Raw genomic sequence first — 25,081 nt, forward strand, 5'->3', positions numbered from 1 at the left:
AACTGTTTCTGTGCTTGTTGCCGAGCAAGCTCCCGATGTTGTATAATCTACTGAATAGGTTGTGTTTGGTAATCCTGCTGTAATTGTTCCTGTAGTTGCATCTATCATAGCGCCATCTGTTGGTGCTGGTGGTGTGAAACTGTAGGTTCCGCCTGGTGTGACTACTGAAGGTGCATCTACTTCGCCTCCATCACAGGTTGGTAATAAGGTGAAGGATGGGTCTGCTTCGCCAATAGTAATTGTTTCAGTAATATCTAGAGTATTACTACAACCAGAAATAGAGGTCATATATTCAACTCCATCTATCCAAGTTTGACCAGAAGTTCTAGTAAAAGTTAAAGTATTTGTTGGAGTACCTGTCACAAAATTTGTGTATTGTAAAACATCTAGTGTGCCAGTATCGATTGTAATAGTGTTTGTTCCATCAGTTACTTCAATAGCAGCAGCATTATTACTTTTTGCAGAACTTATGGTTACATTTGTTCCGGCAGGAATTGTATGCTCCAGCGTTAAAACTAGAGTAGTGTTTGCTACAGAAATTCTTGCACAATTTGCTCCTGTAGAAGGCGTTCCAATTGGATCTATAGGACCAGTAGCATTATTTGGATTAAAACCACCTGAACCACTAAGTCCGTTTCCTGTAATAGGAACAGTTGAAGTAGAAATAGAATTAAGATTTATTGTTTGATCAGCAATGACTGCAGGAATATTTACAGATCCATTACCAGTAGCATCTAATGTTATATTTTGATTAGTACCAGAATTAATAGTGTAGGTAATGATTGAATTTGCTTCTGCAGAAATACTAAATTCAGCATCGTCGCCAAGACAAATTGGATTTGTTACAGCAACAACACTTGCAGTGAGGTCTGGTTGAATAGTTATGTCAAATGATTCTGTAATAATTTCTCCACAAGCATCTGTAATTTGTACAGTATAGGTTGTGTCTGTAGTAGGTGAAAATGTAGGGTTTGGAGATGTTACATCATCTACATTCGTTGCAGGAGACCATAAGTAATTTGTTGCACCATCGTAAGTTGCATCTATTGTAGTAACACTGTTTCCTGAACAAATTTGCTGGTCTTGAAGTGTAAGTTGATCTACAAAAGACAAATATTTAAAACAAACTTGCTGTAAATTATTAGCGCCTCCAGTTGAGCCAACAAACCCAAAATAATTAGCAGTGTTTCCTCCAAATATAGTATTTACTAAATCTCCTGAATAAGAAATTCTTTCAACACAATCAAAAACAACAGAGAAGGTTTGAGTTGCAACTCTCCAAGAAATTTTTACTTCATGGAAATTACCATCTTCTGTGTTGCCAGAAGTTGCAGACATTTGTACAGGACCAGCTAAATTATTTGTAGAGTTATGATTGTTATTTCCATTAGAAACTAAGGCAATATGATCTGCTGCAATATCATTTCGATCTCCATTTAACCAAGTGTCAAATTCTACTGCAAGAGAATTATTTATACCTTGGTACCCAACTCCACCACCACTACCACCAAGAACTGCAGTATTAGTCGTTTTAACTACAAAATTAATTCCATCTGCACCATTGGCATCATTATTTCCTAAATTAATATCAAAGTAAATATCAAAATCAGCAGAAAAATCTAATGTATTGGCATACCAAACACCTCCTAATTGAGTGTTAACAGCATCTGTTATTTGATAACATTCGTCACCTGTAGCAATGGCATCTCCAATAAACGTAGGTGAAAGTTGAGCTTCGCTATTAAGAGAGAATAAAATACTAAGTGTAATAAATATGAAGTAAAACTTAGGGAGTATTTTAAAGTGCATAATTTTATTAATAATTGTATAAAGTACGACAAAGTAAATTAAATATAAGTGAGATAAAAATTGTAAGAATATTTTTGACGATTTTTAAACTATATAATCTTAGAATCCAACAGCTGTATCGTCACCACGTTTATCTGCTCCACCTTCTAATTTTCCGTTTTCTAAAACTAAAATAGCATCTACTTTTCCTAAAACAGGTGCGTTTTCTTCATTTATATTGTACCCTTTAATTTTTAATTCGGTAATGATTTTAGAAGAAAAGGAGTGAGGCTCCATTCTTATTTCGTCTGGTAGCCATTGGTGATGAAAGCGTGGCGCATTAACTGCTTCTTGCATATTCATATTATATTCATGAACGTTTAAAATGGTTTGCATAACCGAAGTTATAATAGTAGAACCTCCAGGAGTGCCAAGTGACATAAATAGTTTTCTGTCTTTTTCTACTAGTGTTGGTGTCATTGAGCTTAACATACGTTTTTCAGGAAGAATACTATTGGCTTCAGCTCCAAGTAATCCATACACGTTTGGAACTCCTGGTTTACTAGAAAAGTCGTCCATTTCATTGTTTAAAAAGAAACCTAATTCTGCACAATATAATTTAGATCCAAAACCACTATTTAGAGTCGTTGTAGCCGAAATCGCATTCCCAAATTGGTCTATAATAGAATAGTGCGTGGTTTCGTCACTTTCAATAATCTGAACTTTTCCATGAGATATTGTATTAGAAGGCGTCGCTTTTTTAAATGAAACATCTTTCATTCTATTTCTTAAATAGTTTTCACTAATTAATTCGTTTTGAGGCACTGTAACAAAATCTGGATCGCCTAAATAAAAGCTTCGGTCTGCATAAGCTCTTCGTTCTGCTTCTGTTATAATTTGAATAGATTTAGTGGAGTTGTGACCATAAATATCTAAATCGTAAGGCTCAATGGATTTCATTATTTGTGCCAAAGCAATTCCACCACTAGATGGAGGAGACATTGAAATAATTGTTAAATCATCGTAAGTAAACGTTATGGGCTTGCGCCATTTTGCTTCATAATTAGCTAAATCATTTTCTGTAATAATACCTCCATTATCTTGTATGAATTTTGCTAATGTAGTTGCGCTTTCACCTTTATAAAATTCGTCTCTACCATTACTCATTATTTTAGTTAATGTTTTAGCCAAATTGCGTTGTTTAATAGTGTCACCAGCTTTCCAAATTTTGGTAAATAAAATAGCGTTTTTGTTTACAGCCTTAAAATCTTCAAGTTTTTCAGCAAGAACTAATTCATCTTTTTTAGTAACTACATAGCCTTTGTTCGCTAAAGCAATCACAGGTTTTAATATAGTTTTAATAGGTAGTGAACCAAATTTTTTATGGACTTCAAAAACACCAGCAATTGTTCCTGGTACTCCAACTGCTAAAGCACCACGTGTACTTAAGTTTGGGATAACATTACCTAGCGAATCTAAGTACATGTTTTTAGTTGCTGCTAAAGGTGCTTTTTCTCTATAATCGATAGCTCCTGTTTTGCCATCGTTTAGTCTATACACCATAAAACCACCACCTCCAATATTTCCTGCGTAAGGATAAGAGACTGCTAAGGCTAATTCTGTTGCCATCATAGCATCAAAAGCGTTTCCGCCTTGTTTCATAATATCGCTTCCTATTTTTGAGGCTTCTTGTCGAGCAGAAACAACCATTGCTTTTTCGGCAATAACGCCTAATGATTTTGTTTCTTTTTTACAAGAAAAGGAAACTAATACTATTAAGGTATATAAGATTGTGTTTTTCATATTCTTTACTGTTTATTCCTTGACTACGTTCAAAATAGTATCATAATTGCGATTTAATTTCTATTAATTTTTTGTTTGAAAACGCAATCAATTCATCAAAAAAACGGGTAAATTCATCTTCGAATTCATTATAAAACTCTTGCAATTCGTTTATTGCTAAATTCATTTGAGAGCGGTTTTTAGTGCGTCTATTCATACCTTCTAATACTTTCGTAATGCCTTCAATAGAGGCATAGCTTAGTATCCAGTTATCTGCAATCATATAAGGCATCATTTTTTGAATGCGCGATGGTAGAATTTCAAAATTAGCTTCTAAAATGTTGTAAAAATTATCAACGTAAATATTTAAAGGTGTATCAGAATATTTAGACCAATTTTTTGCCAAAAAATGATCGTACAAAATATCTACAATTACTCCAGAATAATGACCATAATTTTTATGAAGTCTTTTAGTACTCAAACGCACTGTTTTATGCGCATCTGTAAAGGTGTCAATATGGCGATGTAATAAAATGCCAGTTTGAATGTCTTTAGGATATTTTTGATATTTTTTTCCTCTAATACCATCTGCAATAAAATTACCTACAGTAACTAAATCGTTATCTCCAGACAGATAAATATGTGCTAAATAATTCATTTTTCGAATTTACGAATTAGGTTTTTAGATTTACGATTTATAACCATTATATTTGTCTAAATTTTAATAAAAATATGACATTAATAAAATCTATTTCAGGAATTCGAGGCACCATTGGAGGACAAGTTGGTGGTAACCTTACACCAATTGATGCCGTTAAATTTGCTTCGGCTTATGGAACGTGGTTAAAACAACAACGCCATAAGGAAAACTATAAAGTTGTTGTTGGAAGAGATGCAAGGATTTCTGGTGAAATGATTCAGAATTTAGTAATGAATACTCTTGTAGGCCTAGGAATAGATGTTGTAGATTTAGGCTTATCGACAACACCAACTGTAGAAGTTGCTGTCCCAATGGAGCATGCCGATGGTGGCATAATTTTAACTGCAAGTCATAACCCAAAACAATGGAATGCTTTAAAACTTTTAAATGCTAAAGGCGAATTTTTAAATGGAGTAGAAGGTGCAAAAATCCTTGAAATTGCAGAATCTGATGCGATGCGTTTTGCAGAAGTCGATCATTTAGGAAAAATAACAAAAAACGATGCTTATATCGATTTGCATATAGACGACGTATTAGCACTTGATTTAGTAAATGTTGATGCTATTAAAGCTGCTAATTTTAAAGTAGTCGTAGATGGTGTAAATAGTACAGGAGGAATTGCAATTCCCTTACTACTAGAGCGTTTAGGAGTGGAAGCAGTAAAACTATACTGCGAGCCAACAGGCCATTTTCCTCATAATCCAGAACCTTTAAAAGAGCATTTAGGCGACTTATCTAACGAGGTTAAAAAGCATCATGCCGATTTTGGTATTGTAGTCGATCCAGATGTAGATCGTTTGGCTTTTATGGACGAAAATGGCGATATGTTTGGTGAAGAATATACTTTGGTAGCCTGTGCAGATTGGGTGTTAAGTCAAAATCCAGGCAATACAGTTAGTAATATGAGTTCTACAAGAGCTTTGCGAGATGTTACTGAAAAGCATGGAGGAACTTACGAAGCAAGTGCAGTTGGAGAGGTAAATGTTGTAGATTTAATGAAGAAAAACAATGCTGTAATTGGAGGTGAAGGTAATGGAGGAATTATATATCCAGACTCTCACTATGGTCGCGATGCATTAGTTGGTGTCGCTTTATTTTTAAGTCTTTTAGCAGATAAAAAAATGAGTGTTAGTGAGTTGCGTAAAACCTACACTAGTTATTTTATGAGCAAAAAGAAAATACAATTAACGCCAAGTTTAGATGTAGATGCTATTTTAAAGGCTATGGCAACAAAGTATGCCAACGAAAAGCTAACCACTATTGATGGTGTAAAAATTGATTTTGCCGAAAACTGGGTACACTTACGTAAAAGTAATACAGAGCCAATAATTAGAGTCTATACAGAAGCAAAATCGCAAGAAGAAGCCGATGCACTTGCAGATAAAATTATAGCAGAAATAGAGGCTGTCGCAAATATTTAGTATTTTTAGGCTATCTAAAACACAATAATTATGTTAACACCAGTTGAAAAATCACATCGTTCGGAATTAGAGCAGTATTTTGCGCAATTTAGAAAACATATTATTGGAATTGATCAGGAATTTGAATCGCCTTACGGAAAGAAAAAAATAATATATACAGATTGGACTGCTTCTGGACGTTTATACAGGCCCATTGAAGAAAAAATTATCAATCAATTTGGTCCTTTTGTAGCCAATACACATACCGAAACTACTGTTTCTGGTACAGCAATGACTAATGCTTACCATAAAGCACGAAACATAATTAAAGGCCATGTTAACAGTAATGCAGACGATGTGTTAATTGTAGCAGGAAATGGAATGACGAGTGTAGTGAATAAGTTTCAGCGTATTTTAGGATTAAAAGTCCCTGAAAATTTACGTAAATATGCTACAATACCAGACGAAATACGACCTGTTGTGTTTGTTACACACATGGAGCATCACTCCAACCACACCTCTTGGTTAGAAACTATGGCGAAAGTTGAAGTTATTCCTGCTGGAGACGATGGTTTGTTTAGTTTAGAAAATTTAGAGATTCTTTTAGAACAATATAAAGATTGTACGTTAAAAATAGCTTCGGTTATTGCAGGCTCAAATGTTACAGGAATTGAAACACCTCACCATAAAATCGCAAAATTAATGCATCAACATGGAGGTGTTTGTTTTGTAGATTTTGCCTGTTCTGCACCTTATGTAAATATAAACATGCATCCTGAGGATGAAGAAGAAGCTTTAGATGCTGTTTTCTTTTCTCCACATAAATTTTTAGGAGGACCAGGCACTTCTGGCGTGTTAGTGTTTAATAAAAAATTATATAAAAATATGATTCCTGATTGTCCAGGAGGAGGTACTGTAAGTTGGACCAATCCTTGGGGAGAACATAAATATATAGATAGTATTGAAGATAGAGAAGATGGAGGAACGCCAGGATTTCTTCAAACTATAAAAACCGCTTTAGCTATAAATCTTAAAAACCAAATGGGAGTTAAGAATATATTGGAGCGCGAGCACGAATTACTAGGCTACCTTTTTAACAGTTTAGAGAAAAAGGAAAATATTAAAATTTTGGCTCCAAATCACAAAAAACGTTTGGGAGTTATTTCTTTTTATATAGACGATTTACATTTTAATTTAGGTGTAAAATTGCTTAACGATAGATTTGGCATCCAAACCAGAGGTGGTTGCAGTTGTGCAGGAACTTATGGTCATTATTTACTTCATGTAGATCAAGAACAATCTAATGTTTTGACTTGCGAAATTAGCTCTGGAAATTTAACCCATAAACCAGGTTGGATACGTTTATCGATACATCCAACAACCACTTGCGAAGAGATTGATTATATCTGTGAAAGTTTAGAGGCTTTAGCAGACAATCACAGAGAATGGGCAAACGATTATGAGTATAACAAAGCAAATAATGAATTTGTTCATAAAACTTTTATTCCTAAGGAAGATACTCGTGTGGATAATTGGTTTAATTTGTAATATGAAAAGAATAACAGTTGTTGTATTAAGTTTGGCAACTTTACTTTCTTGTTCAGAGTCAAAATCTTCAATATTAGATGCTTATAAAAAAGAAATTTCAGCATTAAAAACAGAAGCAGAATTTGATGCTTATTGGGATAATCTTCATAGTTTAGATCAAGAAGAGCTACTTAAAGGTAATAAAACAGTAAAACAGTATGATTCTATTTCATTAACTAATATGATTAGAACTGCTTTGATGTTTGAAACTCATAAACTAAAGTACTTTAAACAAGATAACCCTGTGCCTACATTAAACATTGGTCACAGTAATATTGGAGAGGCAAATGTTGTGTTTTGGCCTTTACTAATGGAATATGCTGAAGTTAGTAGAAAACTAAACACAATTGGTATTAGTTTTCCTGATTATGAATTAGAAGGTATTTCGTTACCGTTTTATGGGTACTCATTGTCAAACCAGCAATTGAGATATACTAATTTGTTAGAAAAACTTAAGAATGAAAATTACGATTTGATTTCTAATAGTCTTTATACTATTCTTTTAAAACAAGAAAAGTTAGAAAAATTAAACCTAATTGAAACTTTAGGAAGTTGGCAAAAACAGCCTTTTAAAAACATGAAAGAGGAAGGTTTTTTTCAATTTGTAAAAATGTCTGATAATTCATTGTATAATTTGAGAAGTGAAAGACTTCAAAAATTAATTTTAGTTAAATCTGAAGGAGATACTAAAGTTTATAAAATTGAAAAAGAACCATTTGGTTGGCGTTTTAAACTTAAATCTGATGGTAAATTAGCTTTAGTTGACCATAATGACGAGATTTTAATAAATTATTCATCACAACTTTAAGTTCTCTTTTTTTAAAGGAAATTATTTTATATAATCCTCAGGAGATTTATCTCTATGTTTCCAGCGTTTGTGAGTCCATAGATAATATTGAGGTGCTTCTTTAATCTGTTGTTCTACTAATTCTGTAAACACATCAGTAATTTCATAATCAGGAAAAGCCTTAGCATCTTCGGCAATAGTAGTAAAAGAGGTTTGGTAATAACCACGTTTTATACGTTTTACAGCAAAAAATACTACAGCCATATCTAATTTTTTAGCTAGCAATTCTGCTCCTGTATGAAAAGGCACTCTAATTCCCATAAATGGTCTCCAATAATGTGCTTTCCATGGTTTTGGTGATTGATCAGACACAAAACCGTTAATAGTTAATTCGTTATTTGCTTTTGCTTTGGTGAGTACCTCAAACGTTTCTTTTGTAGTAATAAGGTGACTATTGTATTTTGCACGTATTCGTTTAACTAATCTGTCAAAATATTTATTAGCTAAACGTTTATAAACTGCATATCCTTTGTGGTTAATATATTTCTGTAATATAAAAATCCATTCCCAACTGCCATAATGCGCACACATTAATACTATGCTCTTATTATTTTTTTCGTGCTTGTGGATTTCTTCAACATTAGTAAACGTAAAACGTTTTTTCATTTCAGCTTCCGAAATAGTGAGCGATTTTATAGCCTCTACAACCATATCGCATAAATGATGATAGAATTTTTTTCTAATTTCAATTATTTCAGCTTCAGTTTTATTAGGAAACACCAGATCTAAATTCTCCTTAACCGTTTGTTTTCTGTAGCCAATTATATGATAGATTAAAACATATAATCCATCCGAAAACGCATAGAGTAGTCTAAATGGCAAAATAGAAATTAGCCACAGTAAAGGATAGATTAAAATATAGGCAATAAATTGCATGAATAAGTTTAAATTTGCGAGTACAAATATAGGTTTTAATATTTTTTTAAACAGGAACTATTAATGGGTAATTTAGAAATAGTCACAATCATCATTATTGCCGCTAATGTGTTGATTTCTTATAAAGGCTTCCAAGATTATAATTTTTTCGAAAAGTATAAATTTTTAATAGGTGGCATAAAGCGAGGCGAACAGTTTAGGCTTTTTAGTTCTGGGTTTTTACACGTAAATACTCAGCATTTATTATTTAATATGCTAACGCTTTATTTTTTTGCAAATGCTGTAATTAGAGAAGTTGGCTCGTTTAAGTTTTTAATTATTTATGTGGTGAGTTTAGTTGCAGGTAGTTTATTGTCACTCTATTTTCATAAAGATGAATATCATTACAGTGCAGTTGGAGCCAGTGGAGCAGTAACAGGTGTTTTATATTCTTCGATTTTATTTGATCCAGATATGAGTTTGTACATGTTTTTTATTCCAATCCCAATTCCTGCCTACGTTTTTGGAATAGGATATTTGTTGTATTCTATTTATGGAATGAAACAACAGTCTGATAATATTGGTCACGATGCACATTTTGGAGGTGCTATTGGAGGTTACGTTATCACTTTATTATTGGCACCATATTTATTACAAAGCAATTTGTTAATGATTGGGCTTTTAGCCATACCAATTGTTTTGTTATTTGTGTTGCGTAAAGCAGGAAAAATATAACAATTATGATTAAAAACGATACTATAGTAGCCTTAGCTACACCTTCTGGAGCAGGAGCAATTGCAGTGATACGTCTTTCTGGACCATCTGCTATTGAGATTGCAGAGCGTTGTTTTAAATCGGTTAAAAAAAATAAATCGCTTACCAAGCAAAAAACACATACAGTACATTTAGGACATATAGTCGAAGAGCATCGAATAATTGACGAAGTTTTGGTGTCCATTTTTAAAGACCCAAATTCTTACACAGGAGAGAACGTAGTAGAAATTTCCTGTCATGGTTCTCAATATATACAACAAGAAATTATACAATTATTTCTGCGGAAGGGTTGCAGAATGGCAACAGCAGGAGAGTTTACATTACGTGCATTTTTAAACGGAAAATTAGATTTAAGTCAGGCAGAAGCTGTAGCCGATTTAATAGCGAGTGATAACGAAGCGTCTCACCAAATAGCGATGCAGCAAATGCGAGGAGGATTCTCTAGTGAAATTGCTAAACTTAGAGAAGAACTTCTAAATTTTGCTTCTTTAATAGAGTTAGAATTAGATTTTGCAGAGGAAGATGTTGAATTTGCAGACAGATCTCAGTTTAAAGCGTTAGTAGAGCGTATTAATTTTGTTTTAAAACGATTAATAGACAGTTTTGCAGTTGGAAATGTTATTAAAAACGGAATACCAGTAGCCATTGTTGGCGAACCCAATGTTGGAAAATCGACATTGCTTAATGCACTTTTAAACGAAGAACGTGCCATAGTAAGCGAAATTGCAGGAACCACAAGAGATACTATTGAAGATGAGTTGGTGATTGAAGGCATAGGTTTCCGTTTTATAGATACTGCAGGAATTAGAGAAACAAAAGATGTAGTAGAAAGTATAGGTATTAAAAAAACGTTTGAGAAAATGGAACAAGCACAAGTTGTTGTGTTGCTTTTTTCTGCGGAAGAATTTATAAATGAAAGCAAGCGTTTGATTGTTGAAATCGAAAAGATTAAAAATAAATTTCCATTAAAACCATTATTAATAATTGCTAATAAAATTGACAAAGTTTCAGACTCAGTAATCAAAAATTTTAAACAGCAAATTCCTGCTATCCATTTATTATCTGCAAAAAATAAAATAGGAGTAGAGGAGTTAAAAGAAAAATTAATTGGCTTTGTAAATACAGGAGCATTGCGAAATAACGAAACCATAGTAACAAACTCCAGACATTACGACTCGCTTTTAAAAGCTTTTGAAGATATAAATCGTGTACAACAAGGTTTAGAAACAGGATTGTCTGGCGATTTATTGGCTATAGATATTAGACAAGCGTTGTATCATTTTGGAGAAATTACTGGCGAGATTACTAACGATGATTTGTTAGGAAATATTTTTGCTAATTTTTGCATTGGGAAGTAATTTAGTTTCTTTTTATTAGTTCTTCCTTGTTTTACAGGGGTTTACATATTCTTTTTTGTTGCCTTATTGCCTTTTTTTGGTTATATTTGTTGTATATCTGTTGCCTACTATTGGGATTTGTTGCCCAATTCAAGATAACAGGAAACAAGGCGAGATGATGCACCATAACGCACCACGTTGCACCATTTCGCTACATAATGCACCATTTATGAGCAGTAATCTTTATATCCCAAAAACGTGTCAGCAATGCGGTAATCTTTTTACAGCTCGCACTACCGTAACCAAATACTGCGGAGACAACTGTGCTAAAAAAGCATATAAGGCACGTAAGCGTCAACAGAAGATTGATGCATCACTTCAAGAAACTAAAGAGCAACTGGTATTGCAACAAGTTGCAACGACCTATTCCGATTCATTATCTAATAAAGATTTTTTAAGCGTTACAGATGCATCTAAATTAATGGGTGTTAGTAGATGGACCATTCAAAGAATGATTAAACGAGGACAGCTTAAAGCTGTACCGTTTGGAAGAAAACACATTGTTGCACGTCACCAGATAGAAAACCTTTTTAATTAGTAGTATTATGAAAGTAACGTTAAGAGAACGCAAGAAGAACGGAAAAATAAGTTTGTACTTAGATTACTATACTAAAGGTAAACGTAAAACTGAGTACCTCAGTTTATACCTCACGCTCAATCCTAAAACAAAAACCGAAAAGGTTTTAAATAAGAAAACGAGAGAACTTGCAGAAACTATTTGGGCTCAACGTCAAGTAGAAATCCAACAAGGTCACTATGGCTTTAATGATATAGAAAAGCTTAAAGGTAGTTTTACTACTTATATCACTGCATTAGCAGAAAAGAAAAATACAAGCTCTGGCAATTATGGGAATTGGTATAGTATGTTAAAGCACTTCAAAGAGTATCGCCCTACTGATGTTAGTTTTCAAAATATAGATAAAGCATTTGTAGAAGATTTTAAAGAATACCTTGATAAAAAAGCAATTGGTAAAGCTGAGAAACTGTTATCACAAAATTCAAAATATTCATATTTCGGTAAGTTTAAAGCTGCTTTAAAACAAGCAGTTGCTGATGGTATATTAAAGACTAACCCTGCAAACGGAGTACCTCATTTTAAGCAAGGAGAAGCACAAAGAGAGTTTCTAACATTAGAAGAATTACAGAAAGTAGCAAACACAGATTGTGAACTACCACAAGTTAAAAAGGCTTTTATCTTTTCTGCGCTTACCGGATTACGTTGGTCAGATATTGAAAAAATGAAATGGTCAGAAATACAACACTCAAATGAAATGGGCTATTACATTCGTTTCAGACAAAAGAAAACCAAAGGAGCAGAAACCTTACCTATATCAGAACAAGCAGTTCAGTTATTAGGAGAACGTAAAGAAGAAGATGATTTAGTTTTACCTGGACTACATTACAGCGCGTGGACAAACTTAAAACTACAACAATGGATGATGAACGCAGGTATTTCTAAAACCATTACGTTCCACTGTGCAAGGCATACGTATGCAACACTACAACTAACATTAGGCACGGATATTTATACGGTATCAAAATTATTAGGTCATAAAGAATTGCGTACAACTCAGATTTATGCAAAAGTAATTGATGATAAAAAACGTGAAGCATCTAACCGTATTAAATTGGATTTATAATGAGTAAAGACTTTTTCATAGACCTACTATATATCGATAAATTATCAGTTGACAATCGTACAGAAAATCAATATAAGTTAGATAACGATAAAATAAACAAAGTGTATCCTGTAGCTACGCCTCGTTACGAAATCATTTTTAAGAAAAAAGCATTTTCAGAAAAAAGGAAATTCTACGTCAAACTTATCAATTCTGAAACCATAGTTAGATTTAATAGATTGATTAATGCGTTAGACGTTTTGTCTACAGATGAACACCTAAAATACTTATACCATAAATATCATAAGGACTTTACGACGTATTTAAGGCATATTTCAAACTACATAAAGGAAAATGACCTTTCAGAAAATCAATTTATTAATCCATCTAACTCACATAAGGCTGATGAATCTTATATAGTGTTCTATCTAAAAGCAAATGCGATATTACTATTCCTTGAACTTCAAGAACGCTTTCATAAGTATTCAGATATTGATTATTTAAACGAAGATGATATTTACGAAGCATATTTTAATGAAAAGCCACCAACTACCAAAGATGTTATTGCTTACAGCGGCGAGTCAATAAAAACCGCTAAAGAATTAACTAAAAAAGGTAACAGTTTTAATCCAATAAAGGGAGATTTATCATTTAGACAACCAGATGAAAAGTTACTCGCTTTTGACCAAATCATAGCGTCAAATAAAGCAGACAATTTTATGAGATTAGAAGCTCAACTCTACGATAATGGAATTATTAATAATGAATATAATTTTGTTACAGACAAAGGAAATAAACAGATACTCGCTGCATTCATTTTAAAACTCTACAAAACTGGATACATAAATCAACGACTATTTTCAAAAAACAAACCTGCAAAAGAAATCAAAGGTCCAGCAATCACTAAGTTTTTCGCTAACCGTTACGGAGCAAACAGTAATGCTAACAAAGAATTTAGAAATTTTCAACTTAGTCAGAAACACAAATACGATAAAATCATATCATCTTACCATTGGTTAGACCAAATATCGTGATTTCTTAAAGTGGTATTATATATCTGTAATACCACTTTATAATACCAATATAAATATAACTATATAATATACAATTAGTTACAAATACCATTCTTTCCTTTTTCTTCTCTACCAAAGAGATAAGCTAATATTTGTCCTGTTCCTGATAATCAGGGATGACATTTGGCCAGATGTCCACTTTTATTTTAAATCAATAAACGATGGACACAAATATCATCGAACAATTAGACCGCATTGAAAAACTGCTTAAAGAACAGCAGACAATGCAAAAAAAGGTATTGAATTTTAACGAGGCTTGCGCCTATTTAGAATTATCGCAATCACACTTGTATAAACTTACAAGTACTGGTGCAGTACCACATTACAAGCCTAACGGCAAAAAAATTTATTTCCAACGTGAAGAGTTAGATAACTGGTTACTACGCAACCGTATGATTTCTCAAGACGAAATCGAACAGCAAGCTGCCGATTACCTAATAAAGAAAGGAAAGGTACAGCTATGAGTGAGATAATCGACTTAATTCTGTCGCTCTCACAGGAAATAAAAGACATAAAAGCACGTATCGAGCTGTTAAGGCTATCGAGAGCAGAACGATTAAAAGATACGTGGATTGACAATCAAGATGTGCTACAAACCTTGCACATAAGTAAGCGAACGTTACAGACCTTTCGCAAGAATGGTACGCTTCCTTACAGCAAGGTACAAGGCAAATTCTATTACAAAGTTTCTGATATAGAAGAACTACTTCAAAGCAATTATTACAACCAAAATTTTAAGTGCGATGGAGTTAAATAGAAAGAACATTTTAGGCAAAACGCATTACGGTATAAATATTTATGCCTACGTGCTGAGACAATTCTATCCTGATACAACAGTCCTTTCCCTTTCGGGAAGGACTTGCGGGATAACACGCAATCCTTTTAATGAGGATAAGGAAACCTTATCCATTCGGATAGAAAATAGCTGCGCTATTTACACCGATACGGAACAGAAAAGTTTTGAAGGAGATGTTTTCGATTTCGCTACGCTCTATTTTCAAACAAAATCAGAAGAAGAACTTCTAAATAAGATTAACGATGCGTTGCATCTCAATCTCAAAGTAGAAGTTGTTGATGAATTAGATTGGTTAGATGGTCCAGATGATACCTGGTATACAGACTGTAGCTTTTTCAAAGCACCAGTTCGTAATGTGTTTCCTTCTCAAACATTGCGTTTAGATAAAATACACGAGTTAATTACAAGTGATACGTATAAAGCGATAACAGAGGAATTAAGGAGTATTGAGGATATTAAGGAAAGACGAAAATTCAAAGCTAATCGCTTTGATTACGTCACCTTCTCAGGAGTATTTGAACGCAGAAATGATAAGTATTTACAAAAACACTCTAATCTCATCACTATTGATTTTGACCACTTAGCGGACATAAACAAGGTGCGAGAACAATTACTAAACGATTCATATTTTGAAACGGAACTATTATTTGTTTCGCCATCTGGCGATGGCCTCAAATGGATTATTCGTATAGACCTTGAAGAAGCCACACAAGCGGAATACTTCATTGCGATTTCAAATTATATAAAACAGACGTACAACATAGAGGTTGATGCATCAGGTAAAGACGTTTCCAGAGCGTGTTTTTTACCTCACGATGTAAATGCCTTTTTACATAAAAGACATAGACTACTATGAAAAAGAACTTCAATCCTAAAGAATGGTTGCAGCAACCAGAGGTTGCTAAACAACCAAAACCAACCAAATCAGCAACCAAAGCGGTTGCTGTGGTTGATAATGATATAGAAACTTATATCACAGCAATAGAGCAATCAGGTACAGATATTACTGGAGATTATGCAATATGGCGTGATATAGGCTTCGCATTAGCCGAAGAGTATGGAGAATCAGGACGTGATTACTACCACAGAATAAGTAAAAATTATAGTGGTTACGATACAAAAGAATGTGATACACAATTCAACAATTGTTTACAGGCAAAAGGGCACGGTATCAGTATTGCAACGTTTTACCACTATGCGCATCAATCAGGTATAAAATTTAACCGTGCGCAACCAGTGGTTGCAACCACGGTTGCAATTACTGAAACCAAAGAGGAAATGCCAACATTTTCAAATGCTTTGTACGATACCATACCTGAATTTCTTAAACAAGTGGTTGAACCTGCAAGCAGTGATGAAGAAAGAGATATAATGTTATTGGGTACGCTTACCGCTTTCAGCGCCTGCTTCCCTAACTTATTTGGAATCTATGATGAGCGCAAAGTATATAGCAACCTGTACTTATTTGTTACCGCACCTGCATCTGCAGGTAAAGGAAAACTCAACCAAGTAAAACAATTGGTTACACCTATTCATAAGCTACATCGTGAGCAAGCTAAAACACTCAAACAACAGTTTGATGCTGAAACGGCAACCTACAATATGAATAAAGGTAAAAATGAGAATTTAGAAAAACCCAGCAAGCCACCAGAGCGAATGTTATTTATTCCTGCAAATAATAGCGTTACAGGAGTATATCAATTGATTTCTGATAATGAAGGACGTGGATTGATGTTTGAAACCGAAGGCGATACATTGGCACAAGCCTTTAAAAGCGATTATGGTAATTACAGCGATGGTTTTCGTAAAGCCTTTCATCACGAAACCATAAGTTACTACCGCAGAACAGACCGTGAGTATGTAGATATTGAAAAACCGTGTTTATCAACCGTTTTATCTGGCACACCTAAACAGATAGCAACCTTAGTACCTAATGCAGAAAATGGCTTGTTTAGTCGCTTTGTGTTCTATTATATGAATATTAAACCTGTCTGGAAGAATGTGTTTGCAAAACGTGATAAAGTTGGTTTAGAAGAACATTATGAGCGTTTAGGTAATGACTTTTTAGGACTATATAAAACCTTAAAAAACAATCCACCTATTGAGGTTACGCTTTCGCGAAAGCAAGAAGAAAAATTCAATACGTTCTTTGCTGCGTTGCAGACAAAGTACATCAACTTGCAACCAGAAGAATATATTGCAACCGTGCGACGCTTAGGCTTAATAGCATTTCGCTTCGCGATGCTATTTACCGCCTTGCGTATTATGGAAGATGGAGATGTTAATAAAACAAAAGAATGCGAGGATGCAGATTTTGATAACGCTATAGCAATGATAGAAGTTTTAGTCAAGCATAGTAGCAAGGTTTTTAACGACCTACCTATTGAGCCTAAAGCGCAAAAGCGTATGAATAAAAAGGAACGATTTCTTGATACCTTGCCTAATAATTTCACAAGACAGGATTATCTTAACACAGCTGATAAGTTAGGAATACCTCACAAAACCACAGAAGGCTATATAACTGCATTTGCAAAAACAGGTATAGTACACCGTGATTCTCACGGTAAGTATGAAAAACCTAAATAGCTTAAACCAACATAAAGTTTAGGACATTGATAATCGAGGCAACACCTCGATTTCTTTGTTTACGCAACTTCCTCAACCTCTTGTTAATAACTGTTAATATCTTTTGATTAGCTTTTCCTATCCTTTTATTAAATTAGACAACTATTGACAAGTCTAAAATATTCTATTATGGATTTTGGTAATCATATAAGAGAGCTACGAGAAGAACAAAGTATGTTGTTGCGAGAACTCGCGGCTTCATTAGATATGGACGTTGCTTATCTAAGTAAAATTGAACGTGGTAATCGTACAGCTCGTAAAGAGCAAGTAGTAGCTTTTGCCAAAGCACTAAAACAAGACCGAAAACAATTATTACAAATATGGATGGCAGACCAAATTGTTGATATGATAAAAGAAGAAGATGACATTACGGGAATCCTCAAAATTGCTCAAAAAAAAATACGTAAGCTCGCAAAAGAAAAAAACCAAAATTAGCCTATGAATCAGCAACTGTACTTCAATGCCATCACATTCGACTTACCCTCAAAACCTATAATGTTTCATTTTAGTAAAGAGAAAATTGGGCACGCTCAGAAAATACATAAATCCTTATTTCCTGTAAATATCGAAGAGATTATTCCAGGAGTGTTAGCTGATGGTACAGAATTTATATTCACTTCTTTTATATATGAAAAGAATGGTTATCAACCTTTAGAAGTTGCTATTATAGAAGATAATTATGACCTTTTAAAACGCTATTATAACTGGCGAATTAAGAAGTATTTTGCTGATGATAAGAGCCAAATTGTAAAAACTAATTTCGTTAAGGACAATCAAATATGGTTAAGAGATAGGCAATACAATAATGCTACGTTTGCTATTTATAAGCGGTTCACTATCAAAATTCAGTTTCAACAGCTAAGTGATTATGGAGAGATAATCATTTCTTACGACGGTCAAACTAAAATCCTTAAAAAGCCTGTTTCAGAATTAATAAAAAAAGTAACACCGTCTCTTTTTAAAGGAGTATTGCATAAAAAAAGATGGTATAAGTGGGAACACTTGACAGATGAAATCGATGATTTTACAAAAACACACGCTATACTTAACCACGAGTTACGAGCTGCTTTAGGTTATGAAGTAGATGCACCAGACCGCTCTAACAAATACAAGAATTATAAAAATCAAGTTGATAAGTTCACAAATGATTTTGTTTTTACGGATAAGTTTAAAGAAATCTTACCCATAAATAATGACGACTACTTACCTGTAGAAGCAAAACGTGTCTCTAAAGTTAAAGACGAATGCAACACATTGGTTTTTAAAAACGGAAATGGACGTGTCCCTAAATTCGATTTTAAAAAATTAAAACCTTTTGAATCAACACCTCATAAATCAATACATTTATTCTTTATTCTGCACAAAGACTTTGCAGATGAAGCTACATTGCTTCAATCGTATTTAGAAAAAGAACATCAATGGTTTAAGGGCTTGTACAACTATGCTGGTATAATGTATCACGTTGAGCCTGGTTTTAGTATTGTCTTTGAAGATATGGATAATCCAATGCCAGAAATATCAGCAGGAATAACAAATCTTGAGTTAAAACCAAATGTTACCTATGTAGCATTATACCTAAGTCCTTTTGGAAAGTTTGAACAAGACCAAACAAAAAGAGAAGTCTATTACAAGGTAAAAGAACAACTACTATTAAGACGAATAGTATCTCAAACCATCGACTATAGTAAGTTGGAAAATCGAGTAAACAATTTTGTATATGAACTAACCAATATTTCTCTCGCACTATTAGCAAAATTAGAAGGCGTACCGTGGCAGTTAGATTTGGCAAGTAAACGTGAGTTAGTTATCGGTGTCGGCGCATTTAAAAATGTTGCTGAAAATATACGATACGTTGCAAGCGCATTTAGTTTCGAAAACAACGGTAAATTCAATGGGTTTGATTATTTCACTAAATCAGATACCAGTTTATTAGCAGGAGCTATTTGCGATGCTATTGATAAATTTGTAGACAAAGAGCAAAATCCTGATAAAGTAGTCATTCATTTCTATAAGCAAATGAAGGACGAAGAAATGCAACCTATTTTGGATAAAATGAATCAACTAAAGTTGAGCTGTCCATTATATATCGTGGCAATTAACAAAACACGTTCAGAAGATTTAGTTGCTTTTGATTTAGGATGGTCTGAGCTGCTGCCTAAAAGTGGTACGTTCATAAACATCAGTAAAGAAAATAACAGATATTTATTATTTAATAACAGTCGTTATGATAGTGATGATAAATATCCAAAACAAGACGGTTTCCCATTCCCTGTTAAACTTAATATTACAAGTCCTACACCAGAAGCTATGAATGATTTCAAGGTAATACAGAGCCTTATAGAACAGGTATATCAGTTTAGCAGATTGTATTGGAAATCCCTAAGACAACAAAACGTTCCAGTAACAATAAAATACCCAGAAATGGTAGCAGAAATTGCACCTCATTTTGATGGAGATATTCCACCTTACGGGAAAAAAATATTATGGTTTCTATAAACCAATAAACAGTATAACACGATTATTATTGAATGGCATTATTTCAAACATCAGTACTTAAACAATACATTAACCTGCAAGAACTTGCAGTTGTAGAAAAAGCATATAGGAAGTATCAAAAGTACTTCCTAAATCCTACGATACAAGAGAATATAAAGAGTAGTAAAGAAGAGCAGTTTCAAGCCACTTTTCTAACAGAACTTTTTGTGAATATATTAGGCTATACCATTAACCCAAGTCCTAATTACAATATCACCACAGAGTTTAAGAATCAAAAGAATGCACGCAAGGCAGATGGCGCTATTCTTAAAGATACCCAAGCTATTGGAGTTATAGAGTTAAAAGGAACTAAGACTAAGGATTTAGAAAGCATACGCAGACAAGCATTTGACTATAAAGCAAATCAAAAAGGCTGTGTGTATGTTGTAACATCAAATTTTGAAAAGCTTCGCTTTTATATAAATGATGCTACAGAGTTTGAAGAGTTTAATCTATTTGAATTATCTCAAGAACGCTTCCAGCTTTTATACCTCTGTTTATATAGAGACAACATACTTACTAACCTACCATTATCCATAAAAGAGGCATCAATAGTAGAGGAAGAAAAAATAACAAAGTCATTTTATAGTGATTATTCAGTTTTTAAAAGAGAACTATTTAGGGATTTAGTAAAGCGTAATGCAAAACGTTTAAAAAGCGAAGCCAGTACAATTATTAGTACATCAGATGATAATATTGATGCACAAGCAGAAATAGCACGTTTAGAAAAAAATGTAAAGCTCACACTCTTTAAAAAGTCACAGAAACTTATAGACCGTTTCTTATTTATCTTCTTTGCAGAAGATAGAACGCTATTACCATCTAATTCAACACTACAAATATTAAATAAATGGAAAGATGATTGGGATTTTGGGGACGAAAGACCATTGTACCAGTTATTTAAGCAATATTTCAATTTCTTAGACATTGGGCGTAAAGGCACAGAAAAACGTGCAGAGATTTATGCTTACAATGGTGGTTTATTTAAGCCTGATGCGCTTTTAGACAATTTAGAAATAGACAATGACCTTCTATATAAATACACGCTTAAACTGGCAAATTATGATTTTGAAAGTCAGGTTGATGTAAACATATTAGGTCACATTTTTGAAAACTCACTAAACGAAATTGAAAGTGTAAACGCAGAAATTGAAGGTGGCGATTTTGATAAGCAAAAAAGCAAGCGTAAAAAAGACGGTGTCTTTTACACACCTAAATACATCACTAAATATATCGTAGAAAACACAGTTGGTAAACTCTGTGAAGAAAAGAAAGCAGCGTTAGGTTTTGCGGAAGAAGAATACTTTAAAGGACGTAAAAACCGTAATAAAGCTACCATAGAAAAGTTGGTAAGCATCCTTGATGATTATAGAGAGTGGTTACTACAAATCACTATATGCGACCCAGCTTGTGGCTCTGGTGCATTTTTAAATCAAGCATTAGACTTTTTAATAAAAGAGCATACGTACATAGATGAGTTAAAAGCTAAGGTTTTAGGTGGTGGCTTGCAGTTTCCCGATATAGAAAATACTATCCTAGAAAATAACATTTACGGAGTGGACCTTAATGAAGAAAGTGTAGAAATTGCAAAACTGTCTTTATGGTTACGTACCGCACAACCACGACGTAAACTAAACGATTTAAGCAGTAATATTAAGTGTGGTAACAGCCTTATAGATAATAAAAGTGTAGCAGGAGATAAAGCTTTTAATTGGGAAACCGCTTTTGCGAAAGTGTTTGAAAAAGGTGGTTTTGATGTGATTATTGGGAATCCACCTTATGTCAGTTCAAAAGACGGTAATTTTTCAGATAAAGAAAAGGATTATTATTTGAAAATATATGATACATCAGTTTATCAAATAGACCTCTATATTTTGTTTATCGAAAAGTGTGCACATTTAATTCAAAGTAAAGGAATAATATCATTGATTATACCTAACGCTTGGTTGAATAACATTTTTTTATCGCCTGTTAGAAAGAAAATATTAGATGAGTATAAGCTCTATGAGTTTGTTGATATGCCCTCTAATACTTTCATTGATGCTAATGTTGACACTGTCATTGTTAATTATGGGTTCCAAAAGAGAGAAAAAGAAACTGATATTTTATACTTTGACAATGCTCAAATCTTTGAAAAATTTTCTTCTACACAAGAAGATTGGTTGAAAGAGGATAACTTTATTATTAACCTATCAGTAAATAAATCAATATTAAATTGTCTAAAGAAAATTGAAAGAAACGCTCTAAAACTATCAGAAGTTTCAAGAATTGGTCGCGGTGTTGGATTATATCATAAACGTGTAGGACATACAAAAGAGTTTATTAGTAAAGACCCTTTTCAGTCAAACATTGAAAAAGACTCAACTTTTAAACCTTACATAAAAGGTAAGAACATTACAAGATGGGCTATTAATTGGCAAAATGACGGATTTATAAGCTATGGTAAATGGCTTGCAGAGCCAAGAGAAATAGACTTTTTTGAGGGAAGCAGAATATTGTTAAGACAAATACCATCTAAACTATTATATGCAACTGAGATTGATGAATTATTCATTACTGACCAATCAGTATTTATCGCAAAATTTCAAAGCAATTCTAAATTTTGCTCTAAAAGTATCTTAGGGATTATAAACTCAAAATTAATGAGTTTCTATTTTAGATATAAATATTCCGAATTTGATGACTTATTTCCAAAGGTTAAACTTCAACACTTCAAAGATTTCCCTATAACAAAATCCAATACAGTTTTATTAGAAAATGTATTGAAAGTTCAACGACTCTCGAAGCAACTTATCAGCCAGAAATATAGTTTCCAACGTTTTATACTTTCATCATTTAAGCTATTTAAACTTTCTCGCAAACTCGAAAACTGGCACGAACTTGATTTTGGGGAATTCATTAAAGAACTCAACAAAGCCATAAAGGCGAACAATAAGGAACGTTTAAAACAAGAACAAGAAGCTATTGCAACACTCACTAAATTGGATGAGATGGATTGGATGGATGCTTTTAATACCAAGAAGAAAGAAGCACAAGGCTTACAAACCCAAATCACACAAACCGAAGCAGAAATAGACCAAATGGTGTATAAACTATATGGATTAACGCAGGATGAAATTGATATAATAGAAAACGCTTAATTACAATATAATCAATGCAAGAACTACAATCACTTAAAAGTATATTTAAAGACCGTTTATTTAAAATTCCAGATTATCAGCGTGGTTATGCTTGGTCGATAAGGCATCTTAAAGACTTTTGGGAAGACACTGTGAATTTGCCAAAAGACAAATTTCACTACACAGGTTTACTATCTCTAAAAAAAGTTAATGATGCTGTGTATAAAAATTGGAATGATGATTTATGGCTCATTGAAGACCAAGGTTACAAACCGTTTCACGTGGTAGATGGACAGCAACGTTTAACCACATTTGTTATTTTTATTCAGGCAATTACGGAACTTATTCAAGCATTATCTGAAAATAAAGATAAACCAGATGATAAAATATATTTAGGTACGACAAGCCTAAAAGCTATCAAAGAAGAATATCTATTAATAAAGCGCCCACCTAACTTCTTAGTAAAAACATACAAATTTAGTTATGAAGTAGATAATCCAAGTTTTCAATTCCTACGCTATCGCATATATAATGAAGAAAACAGCGGAACAATTCAAGAAACTTTTTATACGCTTAATTTAGAAAATGCTAAAATATTCTTTGTTGAGAGTTTAGAAGCTTTTTATAAAGAATATGGCATAGCTGAAATAGAGAGTTTATTCAAAAAACTAACTCAAAACTTAATGTTTAATGTCTATGAAATAAGTGATGATTTTGATGTGTTTGTAGCATTTGAAACAATGAATAATCGAGGTAAAAAGTTATCTAACCTTGAACTATTAAAAAACAGATTAATTTACCTAACCACGCTCTATGATGATAACGAGTTAAAAAATGATGAACGCAATGCGCTCAGAGAAAGTATAAATACATCGTGGAAAGAAGTTTACTTTCAATTGGGTCGCAATAAAAAGCAGCCACTAAATGATGATGACTTTTTAGCGGCGCATTGGATAATGTATTTTCAATACACAAGAGAAAAAGGAGACGATTACATTAGGTATCTATTGGAGCAGAAATTTACACCTCAAAATATTTATGATAAGCAAGAAATTCAAGTATCATCATTAGAAGAAATAGAGGAAATCAGAGACATAGATGATTCTGACCAAGAAGAAGTTGAAAATGGTAATGTAGAGACTGAAATCTTACTTAGAGCAAAACTGTCACCCAAAGATATCGAAGACTATGTTTTAAGTCTTAAATCTGCAGCTGTACATTGGTACAATACTTATAACCCTACAACCAGTCAAGACTTAACAAGTGATGAGAAACTTTGGATTGATAGGTTAAATCGGATTGGTATAATCTATTTCAGACCATTAGTAACTGCATCCTTTTTAGATTCAGACATTTCTTCAACTGATAGAATTAAACTCTTTGAGGCTATAGAGCGTTTCATATTTATTGCATTTAGATTAGGACGTTCCTTTTCATCATATAGGAATAGTGAATTTTACAAAGCAGCAAGAATGCTTCGTAAAAAGGAACTTAGCATAGACCAAATTATTCAATCATTAAATGAGAGAATGGGATTCTGTTTTACGCAATATAATGAAGAAGAGTTCTGGTATTTCGACTACACGCATTTCCAAAAATATATAGATAAGAAATTCAAAAGTGGTAATCAAGGTGGTTTCTACAATTGGAATGGACTACGATATTTTCTTTATGAGTACGAGATGGAAAAAGTACGTTTAAGAGGTAGCCAGAAAATTGATTGGAAACTATTCTCAAAAGGAGAAAAAGACAAAGTTTCAATAGAACATATACTTCCACAAACACCTACACACGTAGATTGGATAAAAGCATTTGAAACGCAAGAAAGTAAAAATCTTAAATTCTTTAAAGGTACTTTAGGTAATCTTCTTCCACTTTCGCAAAGTATAAATTCAAGTCTTCAGAATGATGTTTTTGACGCGAAGAAAGATGCTAAATACAATGATAAAAATGAAAAAATTAGAATGGGATATTCTGATGGTTCGCATTCAGAAATAGAAGTATCAAACTATGATAGTTGGAATGCAGACAATATTTTGGATAGAGGCTTAAAACTATTAGACTTTATGGAAAGACGATGGAATATCAAATTTTACGATGAAGAAGAAAAAGCAAAATTGTTATTTCTTGATTTTTTATATGATGAAATTGAAGAAGAATCAAAATCATTATAAGACCTTAATT

General features: G+C 33.1%; 20 protein-coding genes. 16 read left to right on the forward strand and 4 right to left on the reverse strand.

The genetic code is table 11. The annotated features are described in order from the left end of the window. From ACVC5O_RS09125 to ACVC5O_RS09135, 3 genes are all read right to left on the reverse strand, one after another. The coding region (locus tag ACVC5O_RS09125; protein ID WP_452221171.1) for a lectin-like domain-containing protein at positions 1 to 1,809 on the reverse strand (1,809 nt) is incomplete at its 3' end. Between the two features lie 99 nt (positions 1,810 to 1,908). Next, a complete protein-coding gene (gene ggt / locus ACVC5O_RS09130; protein ID WP_452221172.1) occupies positions 1,909 to 3,591 on the reverse strand; it encodes a gamma-glutamyltransferase in 1,683 nt (560 codons plus the stop codon). 40 nt (positions 3,592 to 3,631) lie between these two features. Continuing rightward, positions 3,632 to 4,228 carry an acyl carrier protein phosphodiesterase gene (locus ACVC5O_RS09135; protein WP_452221173.1) on the reverse strand — a complete coding sequence of 199 codons (597 nt, stop codon included), beginning with the start codon at positions 4,226 to 4,228 and terminating at the stop codon, positions 3,632 to 3,634. A gap of 74 nt (positions 4,229 to 4,302) precedes the next feature. Here ACVC5O_RS09135 and glmM point away from each other — a divergent pair, with 74 nt between their 5' ends. The 3 genes from glmM to ACVC5O_RS09150 are packed head-to-tail and all read left to right on the forward strand — an operon-like array spanning position 4,303 to position 8,065. Beyond that, entirely contained in the window at positions 4,303 to 5,691 is a 1,389-nt protein-coding gene (gene glmM, locus ACVC5O_RS09140; protein WP_452221174.1) for a phosphoglucosamine mutase, read from the forward strand. A gap of 30 nt (positions 5,692 to 5,721) precedes the next feature. After that, a complete protein-coding gene (locus ACVC5O_RS09145; protein ID WP_452221175.1) occupies positions 5,722 to 7,218 on the forward strand; it encodes an aminotransferase class V-fold PLP-dependent enzyme in 1,497 nt (498 codons plus the stop codon). 1 nt (position 7,219) lies between these two features. Continuing rightward, positions 7,220 to 8,065 carry a hypothetical protein gene (locus tag ACVC5O_RS09150; RefSeq protein ID WP_452221176.1) on the forward strand — a complete coding sequence of 282 codons (846 nt, stop codon included), beginning with the start codon at positions 7,220 to 7,222 and terminating at the stop codon, positions 8,063 to 8,065. Between the two features lie 21 nt (positions 8,066 to 8,086). Here ACVC5O_RS09150 and ACVC5O_RS09155 read toward each other — a convergent pair whose 3' ends face one another. After that, a complete protein-coding gene (locus ACVC5O_RS09155; protein WP_452221177.1) occupies positions 8,087 to 8,980 on the reverse strand; it encodes a lysophospholipid acyltransferase family protein in 894 nt (297 codons plus the stop codon). A 63-nt stretch (positions 8,981 to 9,043) separates the two neighbouring features. On the opposite strand from ACVC5O_RS09155, the gene ACVC5O_RS09160 reads away from it, so the two are divergent. From ACVC5O_RS09160 to ACVC5O_RS09220, 13 genes are all read left to right on the forward strand, one after another. Further along, positions 9,044 to 9,694 carry a rhomboid family intramembrane serine protease gene (locus ACVC5O_RS09160; RefSeq protein ID WP_452221178.1) on the forward strand — a complete coding sequence of 217 codons (651 nt, stop codon included), beginning with the start codon at positions 9,044 to 9,046 and terminating at the stop codon, positions 9,692 to 9,694. A 5-nt stretch (positions 9,695 to 9,699) separates the two neighbouring features. Beyond that, positions 9,700 to 11,091 carry a tRNA uridine-5-carboxymethylaminomethyl(34) synthesis GTPase MnmE gene (gene mnmE / locus ACVC5O_RS09165; RefSeq protein ID WP_452221179.1) on the forward strand — a complete coding sequence of 464 codons (1,392 nt, stop codon included), beginning with the start codon at positions 9,700 to 9,702 and terminating at the stop codon, positions 11,089 to 11,091. 154 nt (positions 11,092 to 11,245) lie between these two features. Continuing rightward, on the forward strand, positions 11,246 to 11,668 hold the full coding sequence (locus ACVC5O_RS09170; protein WP_452221180.1) for a helix-turn-helix domain-containing protein: 423 nt from the start codon (positions 11,246 to 11,248) through the stop codon (positions 11,666 to 11,668). A gap of 7 nt (positions 11,669 to 11,675) precedes the next feature. Further along, positions 11,676 to 12,770, forward strand: coding sequence for a phage integrase SAM-like domain-containing protein (locus ACVC5O_RS09175; protein ID WP_452221181.1), 1,095 nt, complete (start codon positions 11,676 to 11,678; stop codon positions 12,768 to 12,770). Then, positions 12,770 to 13,783: a DUF6617 family protein gene (locus ACVC5O_RS09180; RefSeq protein ID WP_452221182.1), complete on the forward strand. Its 1,014-nt coding sequence runs from the start codon at positions 12,770 to 12,772 to the stop codon at positions 13,781 to 13,783. The genes ACVC5O_RS09175 and ACVC5O_RS09180 overlap by 1 nt, the downstream gene beginning before the upstream one ends. A gap of 200 nt (positions 13,784 to 13,983) precedes the next feature. After that, on the forward strand, positions 13,984 to 14,286 hold the full coding sequence (locus ACVC5O_RS09185; protein WP_452221183.1) for a helix-turn-helix domain-containing protein: 303 nt from the start codon (positions 13,984 to 13,986) through the stop codon (positions 14,284 to 14,286). Beyond that, positions 14,283 to 14,579: a helix-turn-helix domain-containing protein gene (locus ACVC5O_RS09190; protein WP_452221184.1), complete on the forward strand. Its 297-nt coding sequence runs from the start codon at positions 14,283 to 14,285 to the stop codon at positions 14,577 to 14,579. The genes ACVC5O_RS09185 and ACVC5O_RS09190 overlap by 4 nt, the downstream gene beginning before the upstream one ends. A gap of 286 nt (positions 14,580 to 14,865) precedes the next feature. Continuing rightward, complete coding sequence (locus ACVC5O_RS09195) at positions 14,866 to 15,474, forward strand: BT4734/BF3469 family protein (protein ID WP_452221185.1); 609 nt, start codon at positions 14,866 to 14,868, stop codon at positions 15,472 to 15,474. Continuing rightward, positions 15,471 to 17,204 (forward strand): DUF3987 domain-containing protein, encoded by a 1,734-nt coding sequence (locus ACVC5O_RS09200; RefSeq protein WP_452221186.1) that lies wholly within the window; start codon positions 15,471 to 15,473, stop codon positions 17,202 to 17,204. Before ACVC5O_RS09195 ends, ACVC5O_RS09200 begins: the two co-directional genes overlap by 4 nt. Before the next feature lie 168 nt (positions 17,205 to 17,372). Beyond that, a complete protein-coding gene (locus ACVC5O_RS09205; protein ID WP_452221187.1) occupies positions 17,373 to 17,678 on the forward strand; it encodes a helix-turn-helix domain-containing protein in 306 nt (101 codons plus the stop codon). 3 nt (positions 17,679 to 17,681) lie between these two features. Beyond that, complete coding sequence (locus ACVC5O_RS09210) at positions 17,682 to 19,739, forward strand: Piwi domain-containing protein (protein WP_452221188.1); 2,058 nt, start codon at positions 17,682 to 17,684, stop codon at positions 19,737 to 19,739. Between the two features lie 32 nt (positions 19,740 to 19,771). Next, the gene (locus ACVC5O_RS09215) at positions 19,772 to 22,918 is read left to right on the forward strand and encodes an Eco57I restriction-modification methylase domain-containing protein (protein WP_452221189.1); all 3,147 of its coding nucleotides are present in this window, start codon (positions 19,772 to 19,774) and stop codon (positions 22,916 to 22,918) included. 14 nt (positions 22,919 to 22,932) lie between these two features. Continuing rightward, on the forward strand, positions 22,933 to 25,071 hold the full coding sequence (locus tag ACVC5O_RS09220; protein ID WP_452221190.1) for a DUF262 domain-containing protein: 2,139 nt from the start codon (positions 22,933 to 22,935) through the stop codon (positions 25,069 to 25,071). The last annotated feature ends 10 nt before the right edge of the window (positions 25,072 to 25,081 follow it).

Source organism: Lacinutrix salivirga (genome assembly GCF_053604675.1).

Bases quoted from the DNA above. Each gene is read 5' to 3' on its own strand.
- ggt (WP_452221172.1), bottom strand. From the start codon at position 3,591: ATGAAAAACACAATCTTATATACCTTAATAGTATTAGTTTCCTTTTCT.
- ACVC5O_RS09135 (WP_452221173.1), bottom strand. From the start codon at position 4,228: ATGAATTATTTAGCACATATTTATCTGTCTGGAGATAACGATTTAGTT.
- glmM (WP_452221174.1), top strand. From the start codon at position 4,303: ATGACATTAATAAAATCTATTTCAGGAATTCGAGGCACCATTGGAGGA.
- ACVC5O_RS09145 (WP_452221175.1), top strand. From the start codon at position 5,722: ATGTTAACACCAGTTGAAAAATCACATCGTTCGGAATTAGAGCAGTAT.
- ACVC5O_RS09150 (WP_452221176.1), top strand. From the start codon at position 7,220: ATGAAAAGAATAACAGTTGTTGTATTAAGTTTGGCAACTTTACTTTCT.
- ACVC5O_RS09155 (WP_452221177.1), bottom strand. From the start codon at position 8,980: ATGCAATTTATTGCCTATATTTTAATCTATCCTTTACTGTGGCTAATT.
- ACVC5O_RS09160 (WP_452221178.1), top strand. From the start codon at position 9,044: ATGGGTAATTTAGAAATAGTCACAATCATCATTATTGCCGCTAATGTG.
- mnmE (WP_452221179.1), top strand. From the start codon at position 9,700: ATGATTAAAAACGATACTATAGTAGCCTTAGCTACACCTTCTGGAGCA.
- ACVC5O_RS09170 (WP_452221180.1), top strand. From the start codon at position 11,246: ATGATGCACCATAACGCACCACGTTGCACCATTTCGCTACATAATGCA.
- ACVC5O_RS09175 (WP_452221181.1), top strand. From the start codon at position 11,676: ATGAAAGTAACGTTAAGAGAACGCAAGAAGAACGGAAAAATAAGTTTG.
- ACVC5O_RS09180 (WP_452221182.1), top strand. From the start codon at position 12,770: ATGAGTAAAGACTTTTTCATAGACCTACTATATATCGATAAATTATCA.
- ACVC5O_RS09185 (WP_452221183.1), top strand. From the start codon at position 13,984: ATGGACACAAATATCATCGAACAATTAGACCGCATTGAAAAACTGCTT.
- ACVC5O_RS09190 (WP_452221184.1), top strand. From the start codon at position 14,283: ATGAGTGAGATAATCGACTTAATTCTGTCGCTCTCACAGGAAATAAAA.
- ACVC5O_RS09200 (WP_452221186.1), top strand. From the start codon at position 15,471: ATGAAAAAGAACTTCAATCCTAAAGAATGGTTGCAGCAACCAGAGGTT.
- ACVC5O_RS09205 (WP_452221187.1), top strand. From the start codon at position 17,373: ATGGATTTTGGTAATCATATAAGAGAGCTACGAGAAGAACAAAGTATG.
- ACVC5O_RS09210 (WP_452221188.1), top strand. From the start codon at position 17,682: ATGAATCAGCAACTGTACTTCAATGCCATCACATTCGACTTACCCTCA.
- ACVC5O_RS09215 (WP_452221189.1), top strand. From the start codon at position 19,772: ATGGCATTATTTCAAACATCAGTACTTAAACAATACATTAACCTGCAA.
- ACVC5O_RS09220 (WP_452221190.1), top strand. From the start codon at position 22,933: ATGCAAGAACTACAATCACTTAAAAGTATATTTAAAGACCGTTTATTT.